Origin of the sequence: Halodesulfurarchaeum formicicum, from assembly GCF_001886955.1 — an archaeon.
In the GTDB taxonomy this organism is placed as follows: domain Archaea; phylum Halobacteriota; class Halobacteria; order Halobacteriales; family Halobacteriaceae; genus Halodesulfurarchaeum; species Halodesulfurarchaeum formicicum.
In genome coordinates this window covers 1,922,570-1,942,595 of the sequence record NZ_CP016804.1, presented here as the reverse complement: position 1 = coordinate 1,942,595, position 20,026 = coordinate 1,922,570, and the positions used below count along the sequence as shown (strand labels likewise).

General features: G+C 66.3%; 27 protein-coding genes. 11 read left to right on the top strand and 16 right to left on the bottom strand.

All coding sequences use genetic code 11. The annotated features are described in order from the left end of the window. Positions 1-35: 35 nt before the first annotated feature. From HSR6_RS09965 to HSR6_RS09930, 8 genes are read right to left on the bottom strand one after another with little or no spacing between them, the layout of a single operon-like run. Entirely contained in the window at positions 36-1,619 is a 1,584-nt protein-coding gene (locus HSR6_RS09965) for a bifunctional N(6)-L-threonylcarbamoyladenine synthase/serine/threonine protein kinase (RefSeq protein ID WP_071933511.1), read from the bottom strand. Then, positions 1,610-1,741: a 30S ribosomal protein S27ae gene (locus tag HSR6_RS09960; protein WP_070365731.1), complete on the bottom strand. Its 132-nt coding sequence runs from the start codon at positions 1,739-1,741 to the stop codon at positions 1,610-1,612. Before HSR6_RS09960 ends, HSR6_RS09965 begins: the two co-directional genes overlap by 10 nt. Beyond that, complete coding sequence (locus HSR6_RS09955; protein ID WP_070365730.1) at positions 1,741-2,052, bottom strand: 30S ribosomal protein S24e; 312 nt, start codon at positions 2,050-2,052, stop codon at positions 1,741-1,743. Before HSR6_RS09955 ends, HSR6_RS09960 begins: the two co-directional genes overlap by 1 nt. A gap of 60 nt (positions 2,053-2,112) precedes the next feature. Continuing rightward, entirely contained in the window at positions 2,113-2,646 is a 534-nt protein-coding gene (locus HSR6_RS09950) for a GTP-dependent dephospho-CoA kinase family protein (RefSeq protein ID WP_071933510.1), read from the bottom strand. A 2-nt stretch (positions 2,647-2,648) separates the two neighbouring features. Continuing rightward, the gene (spt4, locus tag HSR6_RS09945; protein WP_070365729.1) at positions 2,649-2,846 is read right to left on the bottom strand and encodes a transcription elongation factor subunit Spt4; all 198 of its coding nucleotides are present in this window, start codon (positions 2,844-2,846) and stop codon (positions 2,649-2,651) included. Further along, positions 2,847-3,419 (bottom strand): DNA-directed RNA polymerase, encoded by a 573-nt coding sequence (locus tag HSR6_RS09940; protein ID WP_070365728.1) that lies wholly within the window; start codon positions 3,417-3,419, stop codon positions 2,847-2,849. After that, the gene (locus HSR6_RS09935; RefSeq protein ID WP_070365727.1) at positions 3,420-3,797 is read right to left on the bottom strand and encodes a PIN domain-containing protein; all 378 of its coding nucleotides are present in this window, start codon (positions 3,795-3,797) and stop codon (positions 3,420-3,422) included. Beyond that, the gene (locus HSR6_RS09930; protein ID WP_070365726.1) at positions 3,794-5,032 is read right to left on the bottom strand and encodes a translation initiation factor IF-2 subunit gamma; all 1,239 of its coding nucleotides are present in this window, start codon (positions 5,030-5,032) and stop codon (positions 3,794-3,796) included. Before HSR6_RS09930 ends, HSR6_RS09935 begins: the two co-directional genes overlap by 4 nt. 124 nt (positions 5,033-5,156) lie before the next feature. Between HSR6_RS09930 and HSR6_RS09925 the strand changes: the two genes are divergently transcribed. Together HSR6_RS09925 and HSR6_RS09920 are read left to right on the top strand one after the other, a co-directional pair. Then, on the top strand, positions 5,157-5,375 hold the full coding sequence (locus HSR6_RS09925) for a YgaP family membrane protein (RefSeq protein WP_071933509.1): 219 nt from the start codon (positions 5,157-5,159) through the stop codon (positions 5,373-5,375). A 42-nt stretch (positions 5,376-5,417) separates the two neighbouring features. Next, entirely contained in the window at positions 5,418-6,404 is a 987-nt protein-coding gene (locus HSR6_RS09920; protein WP_070365724.1) for a DUF5787 family protein, read from the top strand. 59 nt (positions 6,405-6,463) lie between these two features. Here the strand turns inward: HSR6_RS09920 and HSR6_RS09915 are convergent, their stop codons facing one another. The 3 genes from HSR6_RS09915 to HSR6_RS09905 form a co-directional block, all read right to left on the bottom strand. Further along, the gene (locus HSR6_RS09915; protein ID WP_071933508.1) at positions 6,464-7,282 is read right to left on the bottom strand and encodes an MBL fold metallo-hydrolase; all 819 of its coding nucleotides are present in this window, start codon (positions 7,280-7,282) and stop codon (positions 6,464-6,466) included. Next, positions 7,283-8,596 carry an ATP-binding protein gene (locus HSR6_RS09910; RefSeq protein WP_070365722.1) on the bottom strand — a complete coding sequence of 438 codons (1,314 nt, stop codon included), beginning with the start codon at positions 8,594-8,596 and terminating at the stop codon, positions 7,283-7,285. It lies immediately after the preceding gene. Between the two features lie 89 nt (positions 8,597-8,685). After that, positions 8,686-10,332, bottom strand: coding sequence for a flippase activity-associated protein Agl23 (locus HSR6_RS09905; protein ID WP_071933507.1), 1,647 nt, complete (start codon positions 10,330-10,332; stop codon positions 8,686-8,688). Positions 10,333-10,544: 212 nt separating this feature from the next. On the opposite strand from HSR6_RS09905, the gene HSR6_RS09900 reads away from it, so the two are divergent. Beyond that, positions 10,545-10,766: a hypothetical protein gene (locus tag HSR6_RS09900; RefSeq protein ID WP_070365720.1), complete on the top strand. Its 222-nt coding sequence runs from the start codon at positions 10,545-10,547 to the stop codon at positions 10,764-10,766. 105 nt (positions 10,767-10,871) lie between these two features. Continuing rightward, positions 10,872-11,504, top strand: a complete 633-nt coding sequence (locus tag HSR6_RS09895; protein ID WP_071933506.1) for a hypothetical protein — start codon at positions 10,872-10,874, stop codon at positions 11,502-11,504. Here HSR6_RS09895 and HSR6_RS09890 read toward each other — a convergent pair. Next, positions 11,501-13,138 carry a sensor histidine kinase gene (locus tag HSR6_RS09890; RefSeq protein WP_233488540.1) on the bottom strand — a complete coding sequence of 546 codons (1,638 nt, stop codon included), beginning with the start codon at positions 13,136-13,138 and terminating at the stop codon, positions 11,501-11,503. The genes HSR6_RS09895 and HSR6_RS09890 overlap by 4 nt on opposite strands. Positions 13,139-13,296: 158 nt before the next feature. On the opposite strand from HSR6_RS09890, the gene serS reads away from it, so the two are divergent. Further along, entirely contained in the window at positions 13,297-14,679 is a 1,383-nt protein-coding gene (gene serS, locus HSR6_RS09885) for a serine--tRNA ligase (RefSeq protein ID WP_071933505.1), read from the top strand. Here the strand turns inward: serS and HSR6_RS09880 are convergent. Together HSR6_RS09880 and HSR6_RS09875 are read right to left on the bottom strand one after the other, a co-directional pair. Continuing rightward, positions 14,676-15,662, bottom strand: coding sequence for a bile acid:sodium symporter family protein (locus tag HSR6_RS09880; RefSeq protein ID WP_070365717.1), 987 nt, complete (start codon positions 15,660-15,662; stop codon positions 14,676-14,678). The two genes, serS and HSR6_RS09880, sit on opposite strands and share 4 nt — an antisense overlap. A gap of 55 nt (positions 15,663-15,717) precedes the next feature. Then, positions 15,718-16,059, bottom strand: a complete 342-nt coding sequence (locus tag HSR6_RS09875; RefSeq protein WP_070365716.1) for a nuclear transport factor 2 family protein — start codon at positions 16,057-16,059, stop codon at positions 15,718-15,720. A gap of 74 nt (positions 16,060-16,133) precedes the next feature. On the opposite strand from HSR6_RS09875, the gene HSR6_RS09870 reads away from it, so the two are divergent. Next, positions 16,134-16,628 (top strand): DUF367 family protein, encoded by a 495-nt coding sequence (locus HSR6_RS09870; protein ID WP_070365715.1) that lies wholly within the window; start codon positions 16,134-16,136, stop codon positions 16,626-16,628. Between the two features lie 39 nt (positions 16,629-16,667). Beyond that, positions 16,668-16,817: a 50S ribosomal protein L40e gene (locus tag HSR6_RS09865; RefSeq protein WP_070365714.1), complete on the top strand. Its 150-nt coding sequence runs from the start codon at positions 16,668-16,670 to the stop codon at positions 16,815-16,817. A gap of 68 nt (positions 16,818-16,885) precedes the next feature. Here HSR6_RS09865 and HSR6_RS09860 read toward each other — a convergent pair whose 3' ends face one another. Then, a complete protein-coding gene (locus HSR6_RS09860; RefSeq protein WP_071933504.1) occupies positions 16,886-17,494 on the bottom strand; it encodes an MBL fold metallo-hydrolase in 609 nt (202 codons plus the stop codon). A gap of 84 nt (positions 17,495-17,578) precedes the next feature. On the opposite strand from HSR6_RS09860, the gene HSR6_RS09855 reads away from it, so the two are divergent. From HSR6_RS09855 to hisH, 4 genes are read left to right on the top strand one after another with little or no spacing between them, the layout of a single operon-like run. After that, the gene (locus HSR6_RS09855; protein WP_070365712.1) at positions 17,579-17,755 is read left to right on the top strand and encodes a DUF5786 family protein; all 177 of its coding nucleotides are present in this window, start codon (positions 17,579-17,581) and stop codon (positions 17,753-17,755) included. Next, complete coding sequence (locus HSR6_RS09850; RefSeq protein ID WP_071933503.1) at positions 17,752-18,336, top strand: endonuclease dU; 585 nt, start codon at positions 17,752-17,754, stop codon at positions 18,334-18,336. Before HSR6_RS09855 ends, HSR6_RS09850 begins: the two co-directional genes overlap by 4 nt. A 25-nt stretch (positions 18,337-18,361) precedes the next feature. Next, entirely contained in the window at positions 18,362-18,925 is a 564-nt protein-coding gene (locus HSR6_RS09845; protein ID WP_071933502.1) for a uracil-DNA glycosylase, read from the top strand. Between the two features lie 38 nt (positions 18,926-18,963). Next, complete coding sequence (gene hisH / locus HSR6_RS09840; protein WP_070365709.1) at positions 18,964-19,623, top strand: imidazole glycerol phosphate synthase subunit HisH; 660 nt, start codon at positions 18,964-18,966, stop codon at positions 19,621-19,623. Here the strand turns inward: hisH and HSR6_RS09835 are convergent. Continuing rightward, a complete protein-coding gene (locus tag HSR6_RS09835; RefSeq protein ID WP_071933501.1) occupies positions 19,620-19,976 on the bottom strand; it encodes a hypothetical protein in 357 nt (118 codons plus the stop codon). The two genes, hisH and HSR6_RS09835, sit on opposite strands and share 4 nt — an antisense overlap. Between the last annotated feature and the right edge of the window lie 50 nt (positions 19,977-20,026).

Below are 20,026 nucleotides of genomic sequence, written 5' to 3'. Positions count from 1 at the left end.
ACTGACGGCCGCGTCGGGCAAAACTGTTGTGGCGACTACTGGTATCGCCCGCGGCCCTCGATCTCACGGAGCCGATCGATCACGGCCGAATCGCCGACCGCGGCGTAGCCCCGTTCGGCGGCCGTGGCGAGTGATTCCGGGTCGTCCGCAGTCCCAGCCAGGGACTGTTCGAAGACGTGGAGGTCCATCGCGTAGTCCTCGACGTCGTCGGTGTAATACCCCAGACCGAAGTCGATGAGCACCGTCTCCGGGTCTCCCTCCCGAACTCTGACGTTGCGCACCGTGGGATCGCCGTGGACGAACCCGCCCGCATGAATTTTCGCCAGGTGGCTCCCGACCGCTCTCGCGCGATCCGGACTGAGTGCGTCCCGCAGATCACGTTCGCCCACGCGCTCGAAGGTGATGGTCGTCTCGGCGAGATCCACGTCCCGGACGATCGGGGTGGGGACCCCGAGGGTTCGGGCCTCGTGGGTCAGTCGAACCTCCTGGACGGTCCGGTCCCGGCGGAGTCGCTCATCCAGGGTCGGATGACGGTAGGACTTCGGTCGCCGACGCTTTCGCACCGTCTCGCCCGCGATTTCCACCACGGCTTCCGCGCCTTCGAGCGAACCGGTTCGATCGCCCCGCTCGGGAATCGTCTCCGAGCGCCAGGTCACCGGGACCTGGTCGGGGCGGAAATCGGCGTCGATGCCCGAGTCCGCGATCGGAATGGTGTCCCCGGCCTCGTACATCGTTGCGCCCAGGACCGCGATCATGCCTGCGTTATCCCGCAATAGCTCCGGCTCGGGGGCGAAAAAGCGCGCGCCACGCTGGTCGGCCATCTCCTGGAGCATCTCCCGGAGGCGCTTGTTCTGTCCGACCCCGCCACCGAGCACCAGTTCGTTTCGCCCGGTGAGCGAGAGCGCGCGCTCGGCGACTTCGGTGAGCATCGCGAAGATGGTCTCCTGGAGGGCGTCGCTCACGTCCTCGACCGGGACGCCCTCGTCGTAGGCGTCCTTGGCCGCGCTCATGATGCCCGAAAAGGAGAAGTCCATCCCCTTGACCACGTAGGGCAAGTCGATGTAGGACCCCTCCATGGCGGCCTGCTCGACCTTGGGACCGCCGGGGTGGGACCAGCCGACGTGGCGGGTGAACTTGTCGATAGCGTTGCCCACCCCGGTGTCCATGGTCTCCCCGAGCACGCGATATCGACCGTTTCGAAAGCCCAGGACGTGGGCGTTCGCGCCGCTCGCGTTCAGACAGATCGGCGAGTCGAACCCCGAGCGATGGCGCCCGATCTCCAGGTGGGCGACCATGTGGTTCACGCCAACGAGGGGCACATCTAAGGTCCCTGCGAGGCTGCGGGCGGCCGTGCCGACGATGCGCAGGCAGGGCCCCAGTCCCGGCCCGCGTGAGAACGCCACCGCGTCGATGGGCCCCTCGGCCTGATCGAGTGCCGTCTCGATTACTTCGGGGATCGCCGAGCGCATGTGCTCGGCCGCCTCACGCGGGTGAATGCCGCCGCTCGCTGGCTGGTAAGCGTCGGATTCGACGAAAAGCCGCTCGGTCGTGTCGTCGTAGACGGCCGCGCTCGCGGCCCAGGCGGTTCCTTCGATGCCGAGGATCCGCGTCACTTCCACTCGGTGTAGCCACAGCGACCGCAGTGCTTGCGGTCGTCGTGGTCGGCGAGGAACGCGTCCTCACAGCGAGGGCAGCGTTCCTTCGCGAGTTCGCCGTCCTCGTAGAAATCGCCGCGAGCCATCACTCGCTCACCTCGGCTTCCTCGGCGTCCTCGACGCCGATCTTGTTGCGTTCGAGCATGTGCTCGGCCTCGATCTCGGCGGCGTCCTCGGGGCTGTCATAGACCTTCGCGTAGCCGACGGTCGTTCGCATCCCGAACTTCGTGTCGAGTTTGTGGACGACGACCTGGTCGGAGTCCTGATCGAGTGTCGCAGCGAGGCTGTCGCGCACGGAGAGGCGGGAGGGCGATGCGTCGTCGTGAGTGACCTCGAAGGTCACGTCGGTCCGGTGGAGGAGCGAGTTTTTCTCCTCGTCGAGTATCTCGATGTCCATGGTCAGTTACCACCATCTCAGCCCGAAATCTGTAAAAGGATTTCGAAGAGCGGGCCGATCTCACCGGATCGACGCCCAGAACTCCGCCTCGTGGTCCAAAAGGTCGAGTCGGTCACGGCAACGTGCCCGGGTGGGGCCGTCCACGGCAGCGGCGATCATCCCCTCGCCCGGCTGGCCATAGACGACGGTCGCCCCCGTCGGAGCGAGGAGTACGGCCGGTAACACGGCCAGATCCTCCTCGCCCTCGACGACGACCCGGGTGGGTTCGCTCGTATCGAGCCCCGCCTCGATCGCGTCGACCAGCTCGGCCGTAATCGTCCCCGCAGGGTTCTCGACCGGTCGCTCGATCGCTGCTGCGGGTCGGTCCGTCTGGACCCATTCCGGGATCGGCCCCCGTTCCGTCCGGCCGTCGACGACCGAGAGAGTGGGCTGACAGCCGGCGGCCCCCAGATGTGCGGTCACCACGTCACCGATCGCGACGATCGGCTCACCGGCGGCTTCGAGCAGCGATTCCGTGTCAGTAAAGAGCGGGCCCAGCGGCTCCGTGAAGTGATGACGCTTTGCGGCCGGCAACCGGGCCACGACGGTCGGCACGGTTAGCGGACTTTCAGCGCGTATTCGCCCGGTTCGGTCACTTCCATCTTCTCGGCGATCTCGCTTTGCTCGGGGTGGGTGATGACCACGTAGCCCGCCCAGTCCTCGGTGAGGCTGGAAGAGCCACAGTGGGGGCAGGCGTTCTGGTCGGCCGAGACGATGTGGTGACACTCCCGGCACGCAAGCCGTTTCGAGGCCATCTACTCGCCCTCCGCGGCGGCCTCTTCTTGTTGTCGGGCCTCGCGGAGCCAGCCGTGCTTGCCGAGGCCGGGCTGTTTCGCGGTGAGGCCGATCTTGGACTCCCGCGGGTTGCGCTCGTCGATCGATTTGGTGACGATACGGCCCCGAACGGCGTCTCCGACCCCCAGGGTGTTGTTCGACTCCCGGGAGGCCAGCATCTGGCCCTCCTCGTCGAAGGCCAGGTATTCATCGGAGATCTGAGAGACGTGGAGCAGCCCGTCGACCGGGCCGATCCCCACGAAGGCACCGAAGGAGACGACCTCGACGACCTCGCCGTCGACGACCTCCTGCATCTCCGGATCGAAGGTCAGAGCGTCGAACTCCGCCTTGTAGTAGACACCTGGTCGGTTCGGGATGACCGCACCCTCGCCGATGTCGTGGACAGTCGTGACCGTGACGATCGACCCCACCTCCTCGTCCATCCGCCCCTCCAGTTTGTCCTGGAGCAGCCGCTTGATGAGATCCGGGGTGACGTCGTCGAGCGCCTCCGGGGGCACTTCGACCGTATCTGTGAGTCTGACTCGCTTGTACATCTATGGTTGAGTACGCGTTAGTTGATTCCGGCCCCTTAAATGGATTACCGGAACGCCCGCCTCGAGCAGACGGTTCCGGAGCGGGGCGTCGTTCGTGACGACCGAGTCGATTTGGCCGGTGGTTCCAAGCGCGACCAGGGCGTCATCGGCATACGATTCTGTCGACTGGACCGACTCGCACCGATCGGCCAGATCGAGTCCGACCTGGGCGGCCCGACCGGCGGTGCCGCCCGACTCGGCCAGGGACTCCAGTTCGGCGATTACGGCCGCGGGCACGACGGGGGTGTACTCCCCGAGCAGCCGGTCGAGTTCCTCGAAGACGCGAAGATCGACCTCGATCGGCATCATCAGTGCGTTCGTGTCCATGGCGACTCTCATCCACGCAGCGTGCCGATACCGATGAGCCGCCAGCGGGTTCCGACCCGGCGGTTGATCGCGATCGTCGCCCCTTCGGGGGCACAGACCGGGCGCTTGAGGTTCACTTCGGCCTCGCCGCCGCGAGCGCTCGTGACGGCCCCGACGGTGGTGGCCGTGCCGATGGTCAGCATGAGCGGTTCGCCCGTGTTGATCGGCTCGACGCTCTCGTCCTCCTCGGCCCCGACGAGCCGGTCGAGCAGGTCGATGTCCATCTCGAACTGCTCCCAGACCGGCGGGAGCGAGCCCGGTTCGCCGGCGACCTGGCCGGCGAGCGCGTCGCCTTTCGTCAGGCTCGGGTCCAGGCCGGTGCCGACCCCGAGCAGGCCACCCGGCGCGGCCGACTCGACCATCTCGCCGCCGGCCTGGATCGAGCGGACGGTGGAGGTCACGGGCCGCCACTCGGTCTGCCCGCCCTCCTCGACTTCGCGACCGGGCCGAATCTCCAGCTCCGTGTCCTGTTCCAGGATCCCCTGGACCAGGCTGCCGCCGATGACCCCGCCGCTGAGGTCGCCCCACTCGGTGCCGGGGCGGTTGATGTCGAAACTCCGGGCGACGTACATCCGGGCGTCGGCCTCGGGGTCCCGCTCGGGCGTGGGGATCTCGGACTGGAGGGCCTCGATGATCAGGTCGATGTTGATCTCCTGTTCGGCGCTGATCGGGACGATCGGGGCTCCTTCGGCGACCGTGCCCGCGACGAAGTCCGTGATCTGCTCGTAGTTCTCACGAGCGGTCTCGGCGTCGACCAGATCGACCTTGTTCTGGGCGATGACGATGTTCTCGATGCCGATGCTGTCCAGGGCCATCAGGTGCTCCTCGGTCTGTGGCTGTGGGACCGGTTCGGTCGCGGAGACGACCAGCACCGCCCCGTCCATGAGCGCGGCCCCCGAGAGCATCGTCGCCATCAGGGTCTCGTGGCCAGGGGCGTCCACGAAGGAGACGGTCCGGAGGACCTCGGTCTCGACGTCGTGTTCCGGGCAGGTCTCCTCGACCGTGTAGGCCTCGGGGCCCGTACACTCCGGACAGCGGCGCAGGGTCGTGTCTGCATATCCCAGCCGAATCGAGATGCCCCGCTTGAGCTCCTCGGAGTGCTGGTCGGTCCACTCGCCGGAGAGGGCCCGGACCAGGGTGGTCTTCCCGTGGTCTACGTGCCCGACGAGTCCGATGTTCACCTCCGGTTGTCGGTTGTCGGTTTCCATGGTCACGAAGTAATCTTGTCCGATTTTCGCAACGAACGACTGATAAACCTACTGTTTCGAGCGGATCACGGCCCCACTCTCCGTTCTCCCAAGCGGTAAGTCATCACGGTTCCTTGGGTGGCCTATGGAACCGAACGTCGGCGAAACGGACCGGACGCTTCGCCTCGCTGCTGGGATGCTGCTCGGGATACTGGGCGCCATCGGCGCCCTCGGCCAGGCGACATTTTCCCCACTGATCGGGGTGTTGCTCTTCATCGTGGGGCTGGTGCTGCTCGGAACGGGATTCACTCGCACCTGTCTGTTGTACCGCCCCCTGGGCATCGATACCCGCACGAAACGGTAGGCCGGACAGTAGCGTTTTGTCCGTGCACCCGGTAGCCCGGATGTGCGCGAGTACGATTTCGAACTCCGGCTCGCCGCGCTCCTCGAACGGGATGGCCTCCCGACGGGGCCCGAAGCAGGAATTCTCGCCCGGCAGCTCGGAACCAGTGTTACCGGAGCGGGCGAGCGCATTCTGGACCTGGTCGCGGTCAGCCCTGGGCCGGACTTCGACACCCGCCTCGATCTTGCAGCCGAGACCATTCCGCCGCTCGTCGTCGAGAGCGATCTGGGGGTTGGGACGGCCCGCTCGGTCACCCAGTCGATCGACGCGCCGCCAGCCGCGGCCCGCCGGGTCGCCGAACGGGCGGCCGAGGTCGGGTTTCTCGAACTCTCGCGGGAGCAGGGGCGACTGGTCGGCCGGCAGGCCGCCCGCTACCCGGACTGGTTCGACGAGCTCGTGGGGATCGAGAACAAGCCGGATCTGGGCACGCCGGGGGATCTGGCCTCCCAGCTCCGCCGGGACGTGAGCCTGCAGGTCCTCGATCGGGTGATCCTCGCGACGGCCTCCCACGTGACCCGCGCACACCGCCACCGGATACCCGATCCGGTGGGCATCTGGCGGGTCGACCCCGAAGAACCCGAAATCGAGGTCGTTCGGGAGGCCAAGTCCCTGGAACCGAATCGACCGAGCTTCGAGATTCGAGCGGAGCATCCTGGCCAGTTCGACGTGGCCTTCGCCGGAACCGCGCAGAAGGCCCGTCAGCGCCGCCGGATCGCCGAGCGAGCGTACGGCAAGGGCTGGCGGACCTACGAGTTGCCGGCCTGTGCGAACGCCCGGGCGACGTCGGTCGCGGGGACGGATGGACTGCCCGGCTGTGCCTGGGCCGACCGCCTGGTCGAGCCGGCCGCCGAGTGTGGGGTCGACTGCCCGGGGTACGAGGCGGGCGCCGCTCCCGAGGCGGATCGCACGGCTGAACGGGCCCGGCGCACGCCCTGGCGACCCGACCCGGCCGGCCCCGCCAGGCGGCAGAGCTTTCTGGACCGGTTCTGATCGGGGTCGGCGTGCTCGGCCCCCAACTGGTGCAGGCCTGGCTCCCGGCGGCGTAATCGCTAGAGGACGATCTGCTCGCCGTCCACGCCCAGTTTCGGCCCGAAGGCCTGCTCGGCGGGATAGCGATGGGAGAGATGCACGAGTCGAACCTGCTCGGCGTCGAGCCGCTCGGCCATGTCCAGGGCGCCTTCCCTGGTCATGTGTTTGGTGCCAAAGGAGCGATAGACGCCGTTTTCGTCGGGGTGACGGCCACCCAGCGGGTGTTTCTCGCACATCGCCGCCGGGACGATGGCCTCCGCGAGGAGCAGATCCGCCCCCGAGAGGACAGTCTGGGAGCGCTCCGGGATGGCGTAGCTCGTATCGCCCGTGAGCGAGAGCACCGCCTCCTCCCCCTCGACGCGGAGCCCATAGCTCAAAAGCGGCGGGTGGACGACCGGTACCAGCGTGATCTCGAAGCCGGCCGCCTCGAAGGGCTCGAAGGGGGTCTCGGGGAACACCTCGACCTGGTGCAGGTAGTTATAGCGCCGTCGCACCGTTTCCGCGACGGACTCGCCGGTCTCGGGGTCGGTCTCGTTGGCGGCATGGACCGGGAGCCGATCGAGCAGGCGGTAGACGTTCCCCAGGCCGTCGAGGTGATCGAAGTGAACGTGCGTGATGATCGCCGCGTCGGGGAGGGCCACGTCGGTGTCGAGAAACTGCTGGCGGAAATCGGGGCTGGCGTCGATCAGGAGGCGCTGGCCAGTCCGTTCGTTCTTCACGTGCACCGAGAACCGCGAGCGCCGCTGGCCGGTCTCCCGGGCCCGCTCACAAGTCGCACAGTCACACCGCGGGACCGGCGTGCCGGCGGTGTCCCCGGTCCCCAGGAGGGTGACCTGCATCTATGCCGTCGGCGGGTGGTCGTGTTCGTGCCCGCTCTCGACGTCCAGGGCCTCCTCGATGGTCTCCAGGTTGCGCATGTGGTCCCGCTCCTCGAACTCCTCGACGGCGTCGAGCAGGTCCTGTTGGGTCAGGGTCGTCCGATCCGAGACCAGCGCGGAGAGGACTGCCTCCCGAAGTACCAGCCGGAGGTCGCTGCCGGTGAGGCCCTCGGTTTCGGCGGCCAGTTCGTCCGGGTCGAAGCCCTCGATGTCGATGTCGGCGGTAACCAGTTCGAGGATTCCGCTGCGCATCGACTCGTCCGGGCGGGGGAAATGCAGGATCTCGTCGAAGCGCCGCCAGGCGGCGGCGTCGAGTTCGTCCGGGTGGTTGGTCGCGCCGATGAGCAACACGTCGTCCCGGATCAGGCTCACCTCGTCGATCGATTTCAACAGCGTGTTGACGGCCCGCTTGATGGCCGCGTGCTCGTCGCTCGTCCGGGTCTTCGCGACGAAGTCGAACTCGTCGATGAAGAGAATACAGGGCGAGAGCCGCTTTGCCACCTCGAAGACCTTCTCGACGTTCTTCGCGGTCTCCCCGAGGTACTGGCTGGTGATCATCGAGAGTTTGACCTCGACGAAGGGCAGATCGAGCTGGTGGGCCAGTCCCCGTGCGACGGAAGTCTTCCCGGTGCCGGGGGGCCCGACGAAGAGCAGTTTGCCGATCTCGCGCAGGCCGATCTCGGCGAGATAGTCCCGGTGCTCGATGGCCTTCGCGACCTTGCGGACCTCGGTCTCCTGGTCCTTGGTCAACACCAGATCCGCCAGGGTGATCTCGATCTCCGCCGGGGCCCGCACCTCCACGAGGTCGAGCATCTCCTCGTCGTCCTCGTCGAAGAAGGAGTCCAGTTGTGACTCGATGTACTGCGGATCGGCGTGCACTGGCCGGTTCGCCGCTCGCGAGGCCTCGTAATCCAGATCCAGGGCGTCCCGATCCTGGTACTCGTAGGCCAGGGTCGGGTTCGCCTGGAGGCGCTCGCGGTCGGCCCGGTCCAGGAACCATTCCTCTGCCATCCCCTCGTCGGTCACCGAGACGCTCCCGGAGAAGGTGTCCCGGTCCGTGAACATGAGCCCGGAGATCTCCGCCCAGGGGTCCTCGATGCCGGTGGCCGCCGCCAGGTCCTCCTCGTCGGGTTTCGGCGGTCGTCGCACACCGTCGCCGGACCAGAGGGCCGTCCGGATCGCGGGGGGCAGGTCGTTCTCGTCGAGTTTCGGGTTCCGGTCATAACAGATCCCGGTGAGCAACACCTCGACGACGTCTAGCTGCCGGTTTTCCATCTTACAGAACTACCCGGCCTCGACGGAAAAGAGCATCGACACTACAGAGAGCACAGGAGAGAGCCCACGACTTCAGTCGTGGGAGGGGGTCAAGAGCGGACGTAGAAGACGATCGGCCGATCGTGGAGGTACCCCTGATGGATGGTCTTCTCGTAGCCCTCGATTTCTCCCTGCAAGGTCCCGGTCTCCTCCTCCAGCGTGATGATCACCGGTGGGTCGTGTTCGGCGATTGCCGCGGGATCTTCCGTGCTCCCGACGCGGGCGTCGTACTGCTCCAGATACCAGGGGAGAGGCAACCGATCGAACCAGCCCGCGTACCCGCCGGTCTCGATGTCGAGGCTGGCTCCCTGTTCGGTCTCGTTGGGCGTGTAGAACTCCTCGCCGTAGAACATGACGTCGATTCCCTCGTTCTCGGCCGCGATCGTCTCGATCTCTTCGAGCGTGGGCTTCATGTCCCCGGCCGGCTGGGCGTACTGCACGACGGGGTTGCGGTCGTCGGCCGGGTAGACGGCGTTGATCGCCACGCCGCTGCCCGCAAGCACGGTGGCGGCTCCGAGCAACAGGACGACCGCAACGGCCGCCGTCTGTCGCTGATTCCGTCGAAGCGCCAGTTCGGCTCGATCCAACACGACCGAGAGCCCGACCGCGGCCGGGATCGTCAGGGGGATCAGGACGTGCACGGCCGTCCAGCCCGCTTTGATGTCCGACACGATGGGGTACCCGAGGAGACTCGCCAGTCCCCAGAAGAAGCCGACCGCGACCAGGTCTCTGGGATATCGATTCCCGTACCGATCCGCGAGAAAGCCGATCGCGGCAAACACCATCGTCGTGAGGCCCCCGACGGCCACGACTCCCAGCAGGTGGAGGAGGAAGGTGACATAGAAGTGTTCCTGCATGCCGGTACTGCCCCAGAGCTCGGCGAACTTCTCCCAGGTGCCAAGCGTGGCCGTCTCGAGCACGGCTGGCAACTGGCTGGGGGCCAAAAGCGCCTGATAGAACTCGGGTTTGGGCGCGTAGAACGCGACGACGATCACGAGGAGGGCGAACAGGCTCCCGGCGATCGAATACTTGGTCCGCCAGAGTGCCCGGAGGACTCGCTTGCTGATCCCCCGGAGTGTGTCCCACCAACCGCCGTCGTACCGGGAGCGAACGAGCCGGTGATCGAGGAGCAACACGAGCGTGCCGGCCCAGGTCACCGGGTAGAGCAGCGCGTTCTCCTTGGTCGTCAGGGCCAGCCCGAAGGCGATGGCCGCCCCGAAGAGATACCGGCTTCGATTGGTGTCGATCGCTCGGACCACGAAGGCGGCGGCGAGAAAGCCAAAGGCCCCGAGCAACACGTCGTTGCGCATGAACCGGGAGTAGTAGATTAAGATCGGGTTGAACGAGAGCAGCGCCCCCAGGAAGAGCACTTCGCGATCACGGAGTCGAGCCCGGAGGAGCCAGGCCGAGAGCGGGAGCAGGCCCCCGACCACGGCGACGACCAGGCGCATGGAGAAATCACTGGGGCCGAGCAGTTCGAAGACGGCGCCGTTGACGTGCGGCAGGAAGGGGCCGTGGATGATCGGCCGGTACTCCCAGGCGTCGACGGCCACGTAGTGGAGAATCCAGCTGGCCACCCGGGCCTCGTCCTGGTGGGCCACCCGGGCCCCGAGTCCGACCAGGCGGACAACGAGCCCGAGCACCGTGAGCCCGACGAGCACCACCCCTGGGGTCAGTCGGTCGAGGTGGCTGCGCATACCGGCCGGTTACCGCGACCGCTATAAAGGTTCCACGCCACGGGCCGGCCGTAGTCAGGGAGCCGACAGTCTGCCCCGTTCGAGGACCGGCGCGGTCGTTCTCCACGACCCGAGACCAGCCGCGAAATCGCCTGTCTCGGCCGAATTTTCGGCCCGACAGTTCGCCCCGGTCGCAACCTTCTTGGGGGTGGTCCCACTACTAAGAGACGCACATGAACGCAGAAGACCTGCAAGCGATGCTTGAGAAGAACGGCGAACTGATGGTCGCCGTCGCCGAGTTCGACGCGCCGCTGGAACTGCACCTCCACGACACCGAGATCGGCGAGGAGATGGTACGGCTGGAACTCACCGACGGCGTCGTCAAATTCGATATCGAGAGTGTGGCCGGCGCGTGGCAGCACACCCACTCGCTCGAAGACCTCGGGCTGGAGTAACGCCGCCCCGTCGGAACGTATTTTTTCCCGCGTGTCCCACCTCCGGTAGATGACGGTAGACACACCGCGTCGGTCCGGGACCGGGCGACGCCCCGCCCTCGAATCATGACCGAAACCGAATCCGCCTTCCGGACGGCAAAAGACGAACTCTCCTTGCTCCGGTGGGTCTGGGGGTGGCACCCAGTCGTCGGCCCGGCGATGATCGTCTTCCTGCTCGGCGGAATGGGCTATTACTTCGGGCTCGGGTCCTGGCTCACCCCCCTCGCGCTCGTCGTGGCCGTGCCGATCTGGTACCAGGGGATGCGGTACATCAACCGGAACTACGACACGGTCAAAGCGGGATATCTGTCCGACGTCGAACAATTCGGTCCGGCGGTCCTCGAAGCGGCCGGGATGGACGAGTCGGCGACGGTCTATCGCCTGGTTTCTGTCCCGGCTGACCGGCTCCCGTTCGTCGAGGCCCCGACCAAGGTCGAGGCGGCCATGGTGGGGGTGGGCGAGGACGCGGTCTGGATCTACGATCAGACGACCCTCGATCTGATGTTCCTGAAGGGGACGGTGGGAACCGAGCCGGTACTGGTGCGAACCCTCGACTACGGAACGATCGAATCGGTGGCCTACGAGGACGGCGAGTTCGTCATCGACGTGCCCGATACAGCCGAGGAAGAGACCGTGCAACTCCCGAGTTCCGACCCACCGACCGAGCTACTCGCGGATCTGCGGGCGCGGCTGGACTAGTTCACGCCGCTGAACTCGAAGCGGGCCCCACCGGCCTCGCTTGCTGTCACCTGGACCGACCAGCCGTGAGCGTCTGCAACCTCCGAGACGATCGCCAGTCCAAAGCCCGTCCCCGAGTCGGCGGTCGAGTAGCCGGACTCCAGGACCTTCGATCGCTCCTCGGGCGGGATGCCGGGCCCGTCGTCGCCGACGGCGAACCCCTCCTCGATCGGTTCGACGGTCACCGTCACGTCCGGCCCGGCGTGCTCGACGGCGTTGCGGAAGAGGTTCTCGAACAGGCTCGCCAGCCGATCCGGGTCGGCCTCGAAGGTGCGCTCGCCGGCGACCTCGAGCGTCGCCTCGCGGGTCTTGACCATCTCCCAGGCATCCCTGGCGGCCGTCGACAGCGAGACCGGCTCGGTCTCGTCGATGGGTTGGCCGTGACGGGCCAGATCGAGGAGGTCCTCGATCATGGTCTCCATGCGTTCCAGGGCCGAGAGGGCCGTCTCGACGTGTTCGGAGTCGGTCTCCTCGGCGGCGATTTCGAGTCGGCCCCGGGCGACGGTGAGCGGGTTCCGGAGGTCGTGTGAGACCGTGCTGGTGAACCGATCGAGCCGTTCGTTCTGGCGGGCCTGCTTCCGGCGGGCCCGCTCCTCCTGGGTCACGTCCGTGAACACCAGCAGGCGGCCAAGATGCGTCTGGGCGCCGGTAAAGGGTGTCGTCGCGACGCGGTAGTATTGGGGACCACTCGTGTCCGTGACTTCGACGAGTTGTTTCTCCTCGCTACTCGCGGCGAGATCCGGGAAGACCGACTCCAGGGGCTCCCCGATTGCTCCCCGAAGGCGGTCGGGGAATACCTGTTCGGCCGCCTGGTTGAACTGGTGGATCCGATCGTCGGTGTCCAGGGCGACCACCGGATCGTCGCGCTCGCCCGCGACCCGCACCGCCTGGAACTGATCCAGGAAGACGAAAAACAGGCCCGTGGCGAACACCGCCACGCCGATCGGCTCGTAGGTGACGTCGATCAGGGCCGGGCTGGTGAACCCTGCAATGTCGAGGACGATCGGCAGGCCGGTCAGGCCGACGAGCACCAGCAGTGGTGTGGTGTCGAAGCTGACCGCCTCGAACCGCTCGAAGAGCATGAAGTAGCCGATCGCCGAGAGGGCATAGGAGGCCCCCATGACTGTCCAGTGGAGCACGCCGTTCTGGATGGCGACGTGGGGAAACGGCGTCTGGACCACCTCGATGCCGTAGTAGAGCCCGTGGATCGGGTTGGTGACCTTCACGGCGACGACGAGGAGGAACACGGCCAGGGCGATCCGCCGTAACGTGGGATTTCGATGAACGCTCCGGCTGGTGTACGCCGAGGTGAAGTACAGCCAGGCCCCGACGGTGCTCAGGCCGATAACGAGTCCGATCGTGTGGAAGGCGACCGAGAGGGTGGGGCCCGGTGCCAGGAGGAAGCCGACGGTACTCGCTGCCCAGCTCCCGCTCCCGGCCAGGAGCCAGGCCAGTCCGCGCCGGGTGTCCGCGTCCTGCACGTCTCCGATCCGGGCCAGACTTCCGAACGTGAGTATCGCGGCGGCCGCGAAGGCGGCGACGTAGGCGAGCTTGACGGCCCCGAACCCGGCCGTCATGGCCGACGTCCCGGTCATCGTGGTCGCGGGCCCCCGATCGGCCCCGCCGATCGTGTCATAGTTCCGAATTTGTCACCCTCCGGCTTGAAGTATTGGTATCCCTGGCCCGTCGACGGACTCCATGGGTGGGTGGGCCACCCAATAGTGTTATCCGGTCCGCGGGAATAGCCACGCCCATGTTGAGCAGGCAGTTCGTCCGGGAGCATCCGGACGTGGTCCGGGAGGCGATCGAGAACAAGGGTGTGGAAGGTGTGGACCTGGACCACATCCTCGAAATCGACGCGGAGTGGCGGGAACTCAAGGCCCGCGGGGACGAGCTGCGCCACGAACGCAACGAGGTCAGCGACGCGGTCGCCGAGCACAAACAGGCCGGCGACGAGGCGGCCGCCGAGGAGGCGATCGAGCGCTCTACTGAACTGAAAGCGGAACTCGAGGAAGTCGAGGAACAGGCCGAGAAACTCGAAGCCGAACTCGAATCCCGCCTCCTCGAGGTGCCCATGATTCCCGACGATGACGTGCCTATCGGGGACGACGAGTCGGACAACATCGAGGCCCGTCGGGAGGGGTTTGACGACTTGCGGGACCTGCCAGGGGAGGTGATTCCCCACTACGACCTGGGCGAGGACCTGGACATCCTCGACTTCGAACGCGGCGCGAAGGTGTCTGGTGGTGGCTTTTACTTCCTCAAGGGGGACGGCGCTCGACTGGAACACGCACTCATCCAGTTCATGCGGGATATCCACCGCGAGCAGGGCTACCAGGAGGTCTTCCCGCCCATCCCGGTCAACTCCGCGTCCATGCGAGGGACCGGGCAGTTCCCGAAGTTCGTCGAGGACGCCTACCGCCTGGGTGGCTCCAACGAGGAGCCCTACGACGATGACGACCTCTGGTTGCTCCCGACGGCGGAGGTGCCGGTCACGAACATGTACGCCGATGACATCCTCCTCAAGGAGGATCTCCCGATCAAACATCAGGCCTACACGCCGAACTTCCGGCGCGAGGCCGGCGAACACGGCACCGAGACCCGTGGGATGGTCCGGGTCCACCAGTTCAACAAGGTCGAACTCGTGAACTTCGTCGAACCAGAACAGAGCGACGAGCGCCTCCACGGGCTCCTCAACGAGGCCGAGGAAGTCCTCGAACGTCTCGGGCTCCCCTACCGAGTGCTGGAGATGTGTACGGGCGATATGGGCTTCACCCAGGCCCGGAAGTACGACATCGAGGTCTGGGCCCCGGCCGATGACATGGCCGACGGCCCCGATCGTGGCGGTCGCTGGCTCGAAGTCTCCTCGGTGTCGAATTTCAAGGATTTCCAGGCCCGCCGGGCGGGGATCAGGTACCGGCCCGAGCGCCACGAGTCCGCGGAGTACGTCCACACGCTCAATGGGTCCGGCGTGGCCCTCCCACGGGTCGTCGTCGCGATCCTGGAGTACTACCAGAACGAGGACGGCACCGTCACCGTGCCGGAGGCCCTCCGACCCTACCTGGACGGCCAGGAAGTCATCGACGGCCACGATCCGGTCGGCGAGAGCGCGTTAGGCGCTGGCGACCGGGACTAGTCGGCGGTCGTCGGTGACGGCTCTTTTGTCGCCGCCTGATCGTCCTGCCAGGCGAAGAAACTCGCCAGGGCCGGCCCGCTGACGTTGTGCCAGACGCTGAAGAGCGCCGGAATCAACGCCGCTGCCGGGTCGAAGAGGCTGGTCGCGAGTGCCACCGCGAGCGCACTGTTCTGGAGTCCGACTTCGAAACTCGTCGCCCGGACTCGGTCGGTCGACATGCCGACGGCTTTGCCCACGCCGTAGCCGGCTCCCAGCCCGATCCCGTTGTGCAGGATGACGGCAGCCAGCACGAGGGCACCGGCGGTGAGGATGCTTTCGACGTTCGCGCCGACCACGCCGGCGACGATGGCGGCGATGGCCCCGACGCTGATCACGGGGAAGACGTCCATCCCGATCTCGGCCACCGCCGGGGCGGCCCGATCGAGAAGATAGCGCAGGGCGAACCCGAGCACGACCGGGATGATGACGATCTGGACGATGTTCGTGAACATCTCCATGAAGGTCACGTCGATGCCCTGGCCCAGAATCACCAGGGTCCAGGCCGGCATGACGATCGGCGCGGCCAGGGTCGTCACGGTCGTGATGGCAACCGAGAGCGCGACGTCGCCCCGGCCGAGGTAGGTCATCACGTTCGAGGCGGTTCCACCGGGGGCCGCGCCCACGAGGATGAGGCCGACGCCGATGGCCTCGGGCAGGTTGAAGGCGAGATAGAGCAGGTAGGCCGCAAGCGGCATCACCAGCCACTGGGTCACTGCACCGATGCCAACGTCGACGGGTCGCTCCACCAGCCGTTTGAAGTCCGCCGGGGTGAGTGTCAGGCCCATGCCGAGCATGATGAGCCCCAGCAGGGGGTTGACGTAGTTCAGGATCGGAACGAAGGTCGCCGGTTGCCACAGGCCCAGTGCCGCGGCAGCGACCACCCAGACGACGAAGTACTTGCTCGCGAATCTGGCGACTCGCGAGAGCTGGTCCGTGAAGCTCATAAAGAGTGGTATCGAACGGCGTGAAAGTACCCTTCGCTTGCCCGGAGAATTGCTGTCACCGGCTCGCGCTGTAGGTCACCAGGTGTGTGAGCCGGTCGGCGACCTGAAAGACATCGACGAACCGGAAGAAGGGTGTGCCGTCTCCGTGAAAGAGCCGTCCCTGGACGGCGACGCCACCCGGGCCGGTGTAAACCTGCTCGATCTCGTGTGTCGTCTCGGTCTCCGGACGTTTTTCGGCCATGAAGGTGAGAAACTCCTCGCGGCCCGCAAACGTCCGATCGCCCCGTTCGTGGGTGAACGAGGGTGCGAGCACCGCCTGCAGGGCGTCGTACTCCCCGGCGTCGATGGCCCGGTAGTACTCCCGAGCCAGCGCCGGTCCGTCCTGGGATTCGGTCATACGAACCCTGGGTGCGCCAGCCCAAAAAGCCGGCCGTTCGGGAGCCTTTTGACCGACCCCCGTCTATCCCGGGTGTGGACCTGCACGTTCGATACGAGGGCGACGACGACCCGCAGAAGTGCACGGCGAAGAAGCTCGAACGCTTCGATCTCGCCACGCTTCACTCGGTGAAACGGTCTGTTCCCTACGGACTCGTCCTCGACCCCTTCGCGGACAAGGCTCTCTCCCCGGCCGACCGCGAGTCGACGGATACGCTCGTGGCGATGGACAGTTCCTGGGAGTCGGCCTCGGCCGAGCAGTTCGAGATCGATGGCATCCACCGGGCACTGCCCTTCATGCTGGCCGGGAACCCGGTGAACTACGGGAACCCCTATCAGCTCACCACCGTCGAGGCTTTCGCCGGCGCACTCGTCATCCTCGGGGAGCGCGAGCAGGCCGAATTCTTGCTCTCGAAGTTCCGCTGGGGCCAGACCTTCCTGGACCTCAACGAGGAGCCCCTGGAGCGGTACGCCGAGTGTACGGACTCCGCGGGGGTCGTCGCGGTCCAGAACGAGTATCTGGATCGCTGAGTCGAACACCTTTTAGCCACCACCGGCGAATAGCCGGACATGACACAGCACCTCTCGATCGAGGACCGGCTTCTGGGCACCCAGGTCTGCATGCGGTGTAACGCCCGAAACCCCGAGCGTGCCGAGCGCTGTCGCAAGTGTGGCTACAAGAACTTGCGCCCGAAGGCCAAGGAACGCCGCGCGACCTAATCCGCCACCTCTCGTTTCCGAACGGGTGCCCCGACAGCGATCCGCAGGACTGACACCGCTGTCCGGAATCACTCGGGATACTTCGGCTCGCCCCGGGCGGCCCGCCCGCGAGCGCGCTCGATGACCGTTCGCACGTCACCGGCAAACGCCGGTCCGTGGCCCGGATAGAGCGATTTCACGGTGGCTGGCAACCGACCGAGCAGGCGGTCGATACTTTTCACGAGGGTCTCCCGGTCGGCCCCCGGGATGTCCGTGCGGCCGAAACTGCCGTCCTCGAAGGCCTCGTCGCTGTAGACGACGATGTCACCGGTGAAAACAGCCATGTCGCCGACGAACGCGAGGTGGTCCGGCGCGTGCCCGGGAGTCTCAACGACCTCGAAGGCCTCGCCACCGATCGAAACTTGGTCGCCATCCGCCAGCACGGTGGCCGCTTCCGGTCCGGAATCGGCCGCGTAGACGGTCGGGTCGAAGGCGGCTCGAACGGTCTCCAGGCGGTCGACGTGGTCGTCGTGTCGGTGGGTGAGAAACACCGAGTCGAGCGTGGCGACCTGTTCTTGGAGGGTATCGACCATCCCTGGCATCGCACCCACGTCCACGAGGCTGTTTCTCTCTCCCTGGATTAGATACGCGTTCGCGGTGAACACCGCGGCGTCGGCAGTCAAATTGCGAACGTCCATATCCGCCTGGAGGACGGCCCCGGTCAAGAACCTGGGTACTGTGGCGGGTCCTTTTTGTGTCGTGCGCGAATAACACAACATACGATGGGATTTGGTAGCTACGACGAATCGGAACAGGAACGACAGGAGCTCGATTCCGAGGACCTCGATGACGAGGATGGTGTATCGACCTCCGAAGCCACCCACGACGGCGAGGTCGACTTCGAGATCGGCGCGTCGAACGACGAGCTGTTGGACAAACTCGAAGACATCAAGGAGTGAAGCCCGGCGTTCGGGCCCTCGGGGTCGCCGAGTCCTACGAACGGGACCAGTCGGTCCTCGGCGGGGCCGTGGTCACCCCCTCGCGGACCGTCGACGGCTTTGCCTTCGAAACGTGTCGGGTCGGCGGACTGGACGCCACCGACGCGGTGATCGAACTGTACTCAACACTCGACCGCGAGGACGTCCAGTATCTCTTTCTCGCCGGCATCGCCCCGGCCTGGTACAACATTTTGGACCTGCGGGCGATCCATCGCGCGGTCGATCGACCCGTTCTCTCGGTCTCCTTCGAGGCGAGCCCCGGGCTCGAACCGGCCCTTCGGGCGGCCTTCGAGGGGTCCGAACTGACACGCCGGCTCGACCGCTACCGGGCCCAGCCGGAGCGAGTGGCGGTGACGGTGAACGAACAGACCCGCTATGTCAGGAGCGTCGGCCTCTCGGACGCCCCCGAGACCGTTATGACCGCGTTCACGCCCACTGGGGGCCGACCCGAACCGTTGCGGGTGGCTCGACTTGCGGCCCGGGGGGTGGACCGATTCCGCAGGGAAGAACAGCGTGGCGGGACCGACGAATCCGGGCGTTGATTGGGCCGTCGATCGAGGACTCCGTATGAGCGAACAGGGAACGATCGACGTCACCGATTGCAAACGGTGTGCGGACCTGGTCGAGTCCCGGTCCCAGATCGTCAACGGTGTCGGGCCGGGGGACGCGGACCTCCTCTTCGTTGGCGAGGCACCGGGCGAGCAGGAGGACATCGAAGGCGAGCCATTCGTCGGCCGCAGCGGCGAGATCCTCGATTCGGTCCTGGCAGAGTACGGGCTCGACCGGGAGACCGTCCGGATCACGAACGCCGTCAAGTGCCGCCCGCCGGAGAATCGGGACCCGACCGCGACCGAACTGGCGAACTGCCGGCCCCACCTGGAGCGGGAGGTAGCGGGCGTGGATCCAGCCGTGATCGTCACGCTCGGGAAAGTGCCGAGCGAACATCTCCTGGGTCGGTCGGTCGCCGTGACGAACGAGGCCGGCAGCGTCGAGTCGATCACGATCGACGGGACGGCCTACCGGGTCCTTATCGGGCTTCACCCCGCGGCGACCCTGTACGATCCCAGCACTCGGGAGACCTTCGAGGCGGTGATCGACGAGGCGACCGAACTCGTGGCGGGGTTGCGGTAATGGAAAGGGTCTAATCCGTGACCCCCGCACACACGGGTATGGATACATCCACGGGAGGCCAGGCCCCGGCGGCCGACATCGTGGTGCTCGATTACGGCCTGGGGAACCTGCGCAGCGTGACCCGCGGCCTGGAGCGAGCGGGTGCGACAGTTCGGATCGTCGATGACCCCGAGGCCATCCAGTCGGCTGATGGCGTCATCCTCCCCGGCGTCGGTGCCTTCGGCGACGGGATGGAGAACGCTGGCCCGTTCCGGGAGGCACTGCTAGAGGCAGCCGCGGCTGGACAGCCAATTTTGGGTATCTGTCTAGGGATGCAGATGTTGTTGACGACGAGCGAGGAGGCCGACCGGGCGGGACAGGGTGACGTGACGGGCCTGGATCTGGTCCCCGGCCGGAACGTGAAGTTCCGCGGCGACCTGAAGATCCCGCATATGGGCTGGAACGAACTCGACGTGAAACGATCCCACCCCGTAATCGAGGGCATCGACGGCGGGTACGCCTACTTCGTGCACTCCTACTACGGCGTTCCGGAGGATACGGATTCGATTCTCGTAACAAGCGAGTACGGCGTGGAGTTCCCGGCGGTCATCGCGAACGAGGCCGGAAACGTCATCGGGACCCAGTTCCACCCGGAGAAAAGCGGCGAGATCGGATTGCGACTCTTGAAGAACTTCGTGGCCTTCGCGGCCGACGCCTAGACGAACTCCCGGACGTCGGCGTACCACATGTCGTGGTGATCGACGGCGTCGATGCGTTCGGCGATCGCCACCGCGATGGCGTGCCAGCAGAGGGCCGCAGGATCCTCCTCGTCCAGATTGTACGTGGCGTCCTCGCAGGTACACCCGTCGTCCTCGACGATGTACTCGTCGCCGTGGCCCACCACGACCGTGAAGTCTCGGTAGGCCTTCACCCGGGACTCCGTGACCGCCTCGATGGCCCGCTTGCCGCGGTCCCCGTGGGCGTCGAGGATCGCGCTCGTGATCTCGGGGGTGAGCTCGCCGGTCTCGGCGAGGGCTGCCCGCCAGTCGGCTGGCGAATCCACACCGGTCATTCGACCCCGGGAGTGAAAGGCTGTCCGTTTGCCCCGGGCGGCTTTTCACG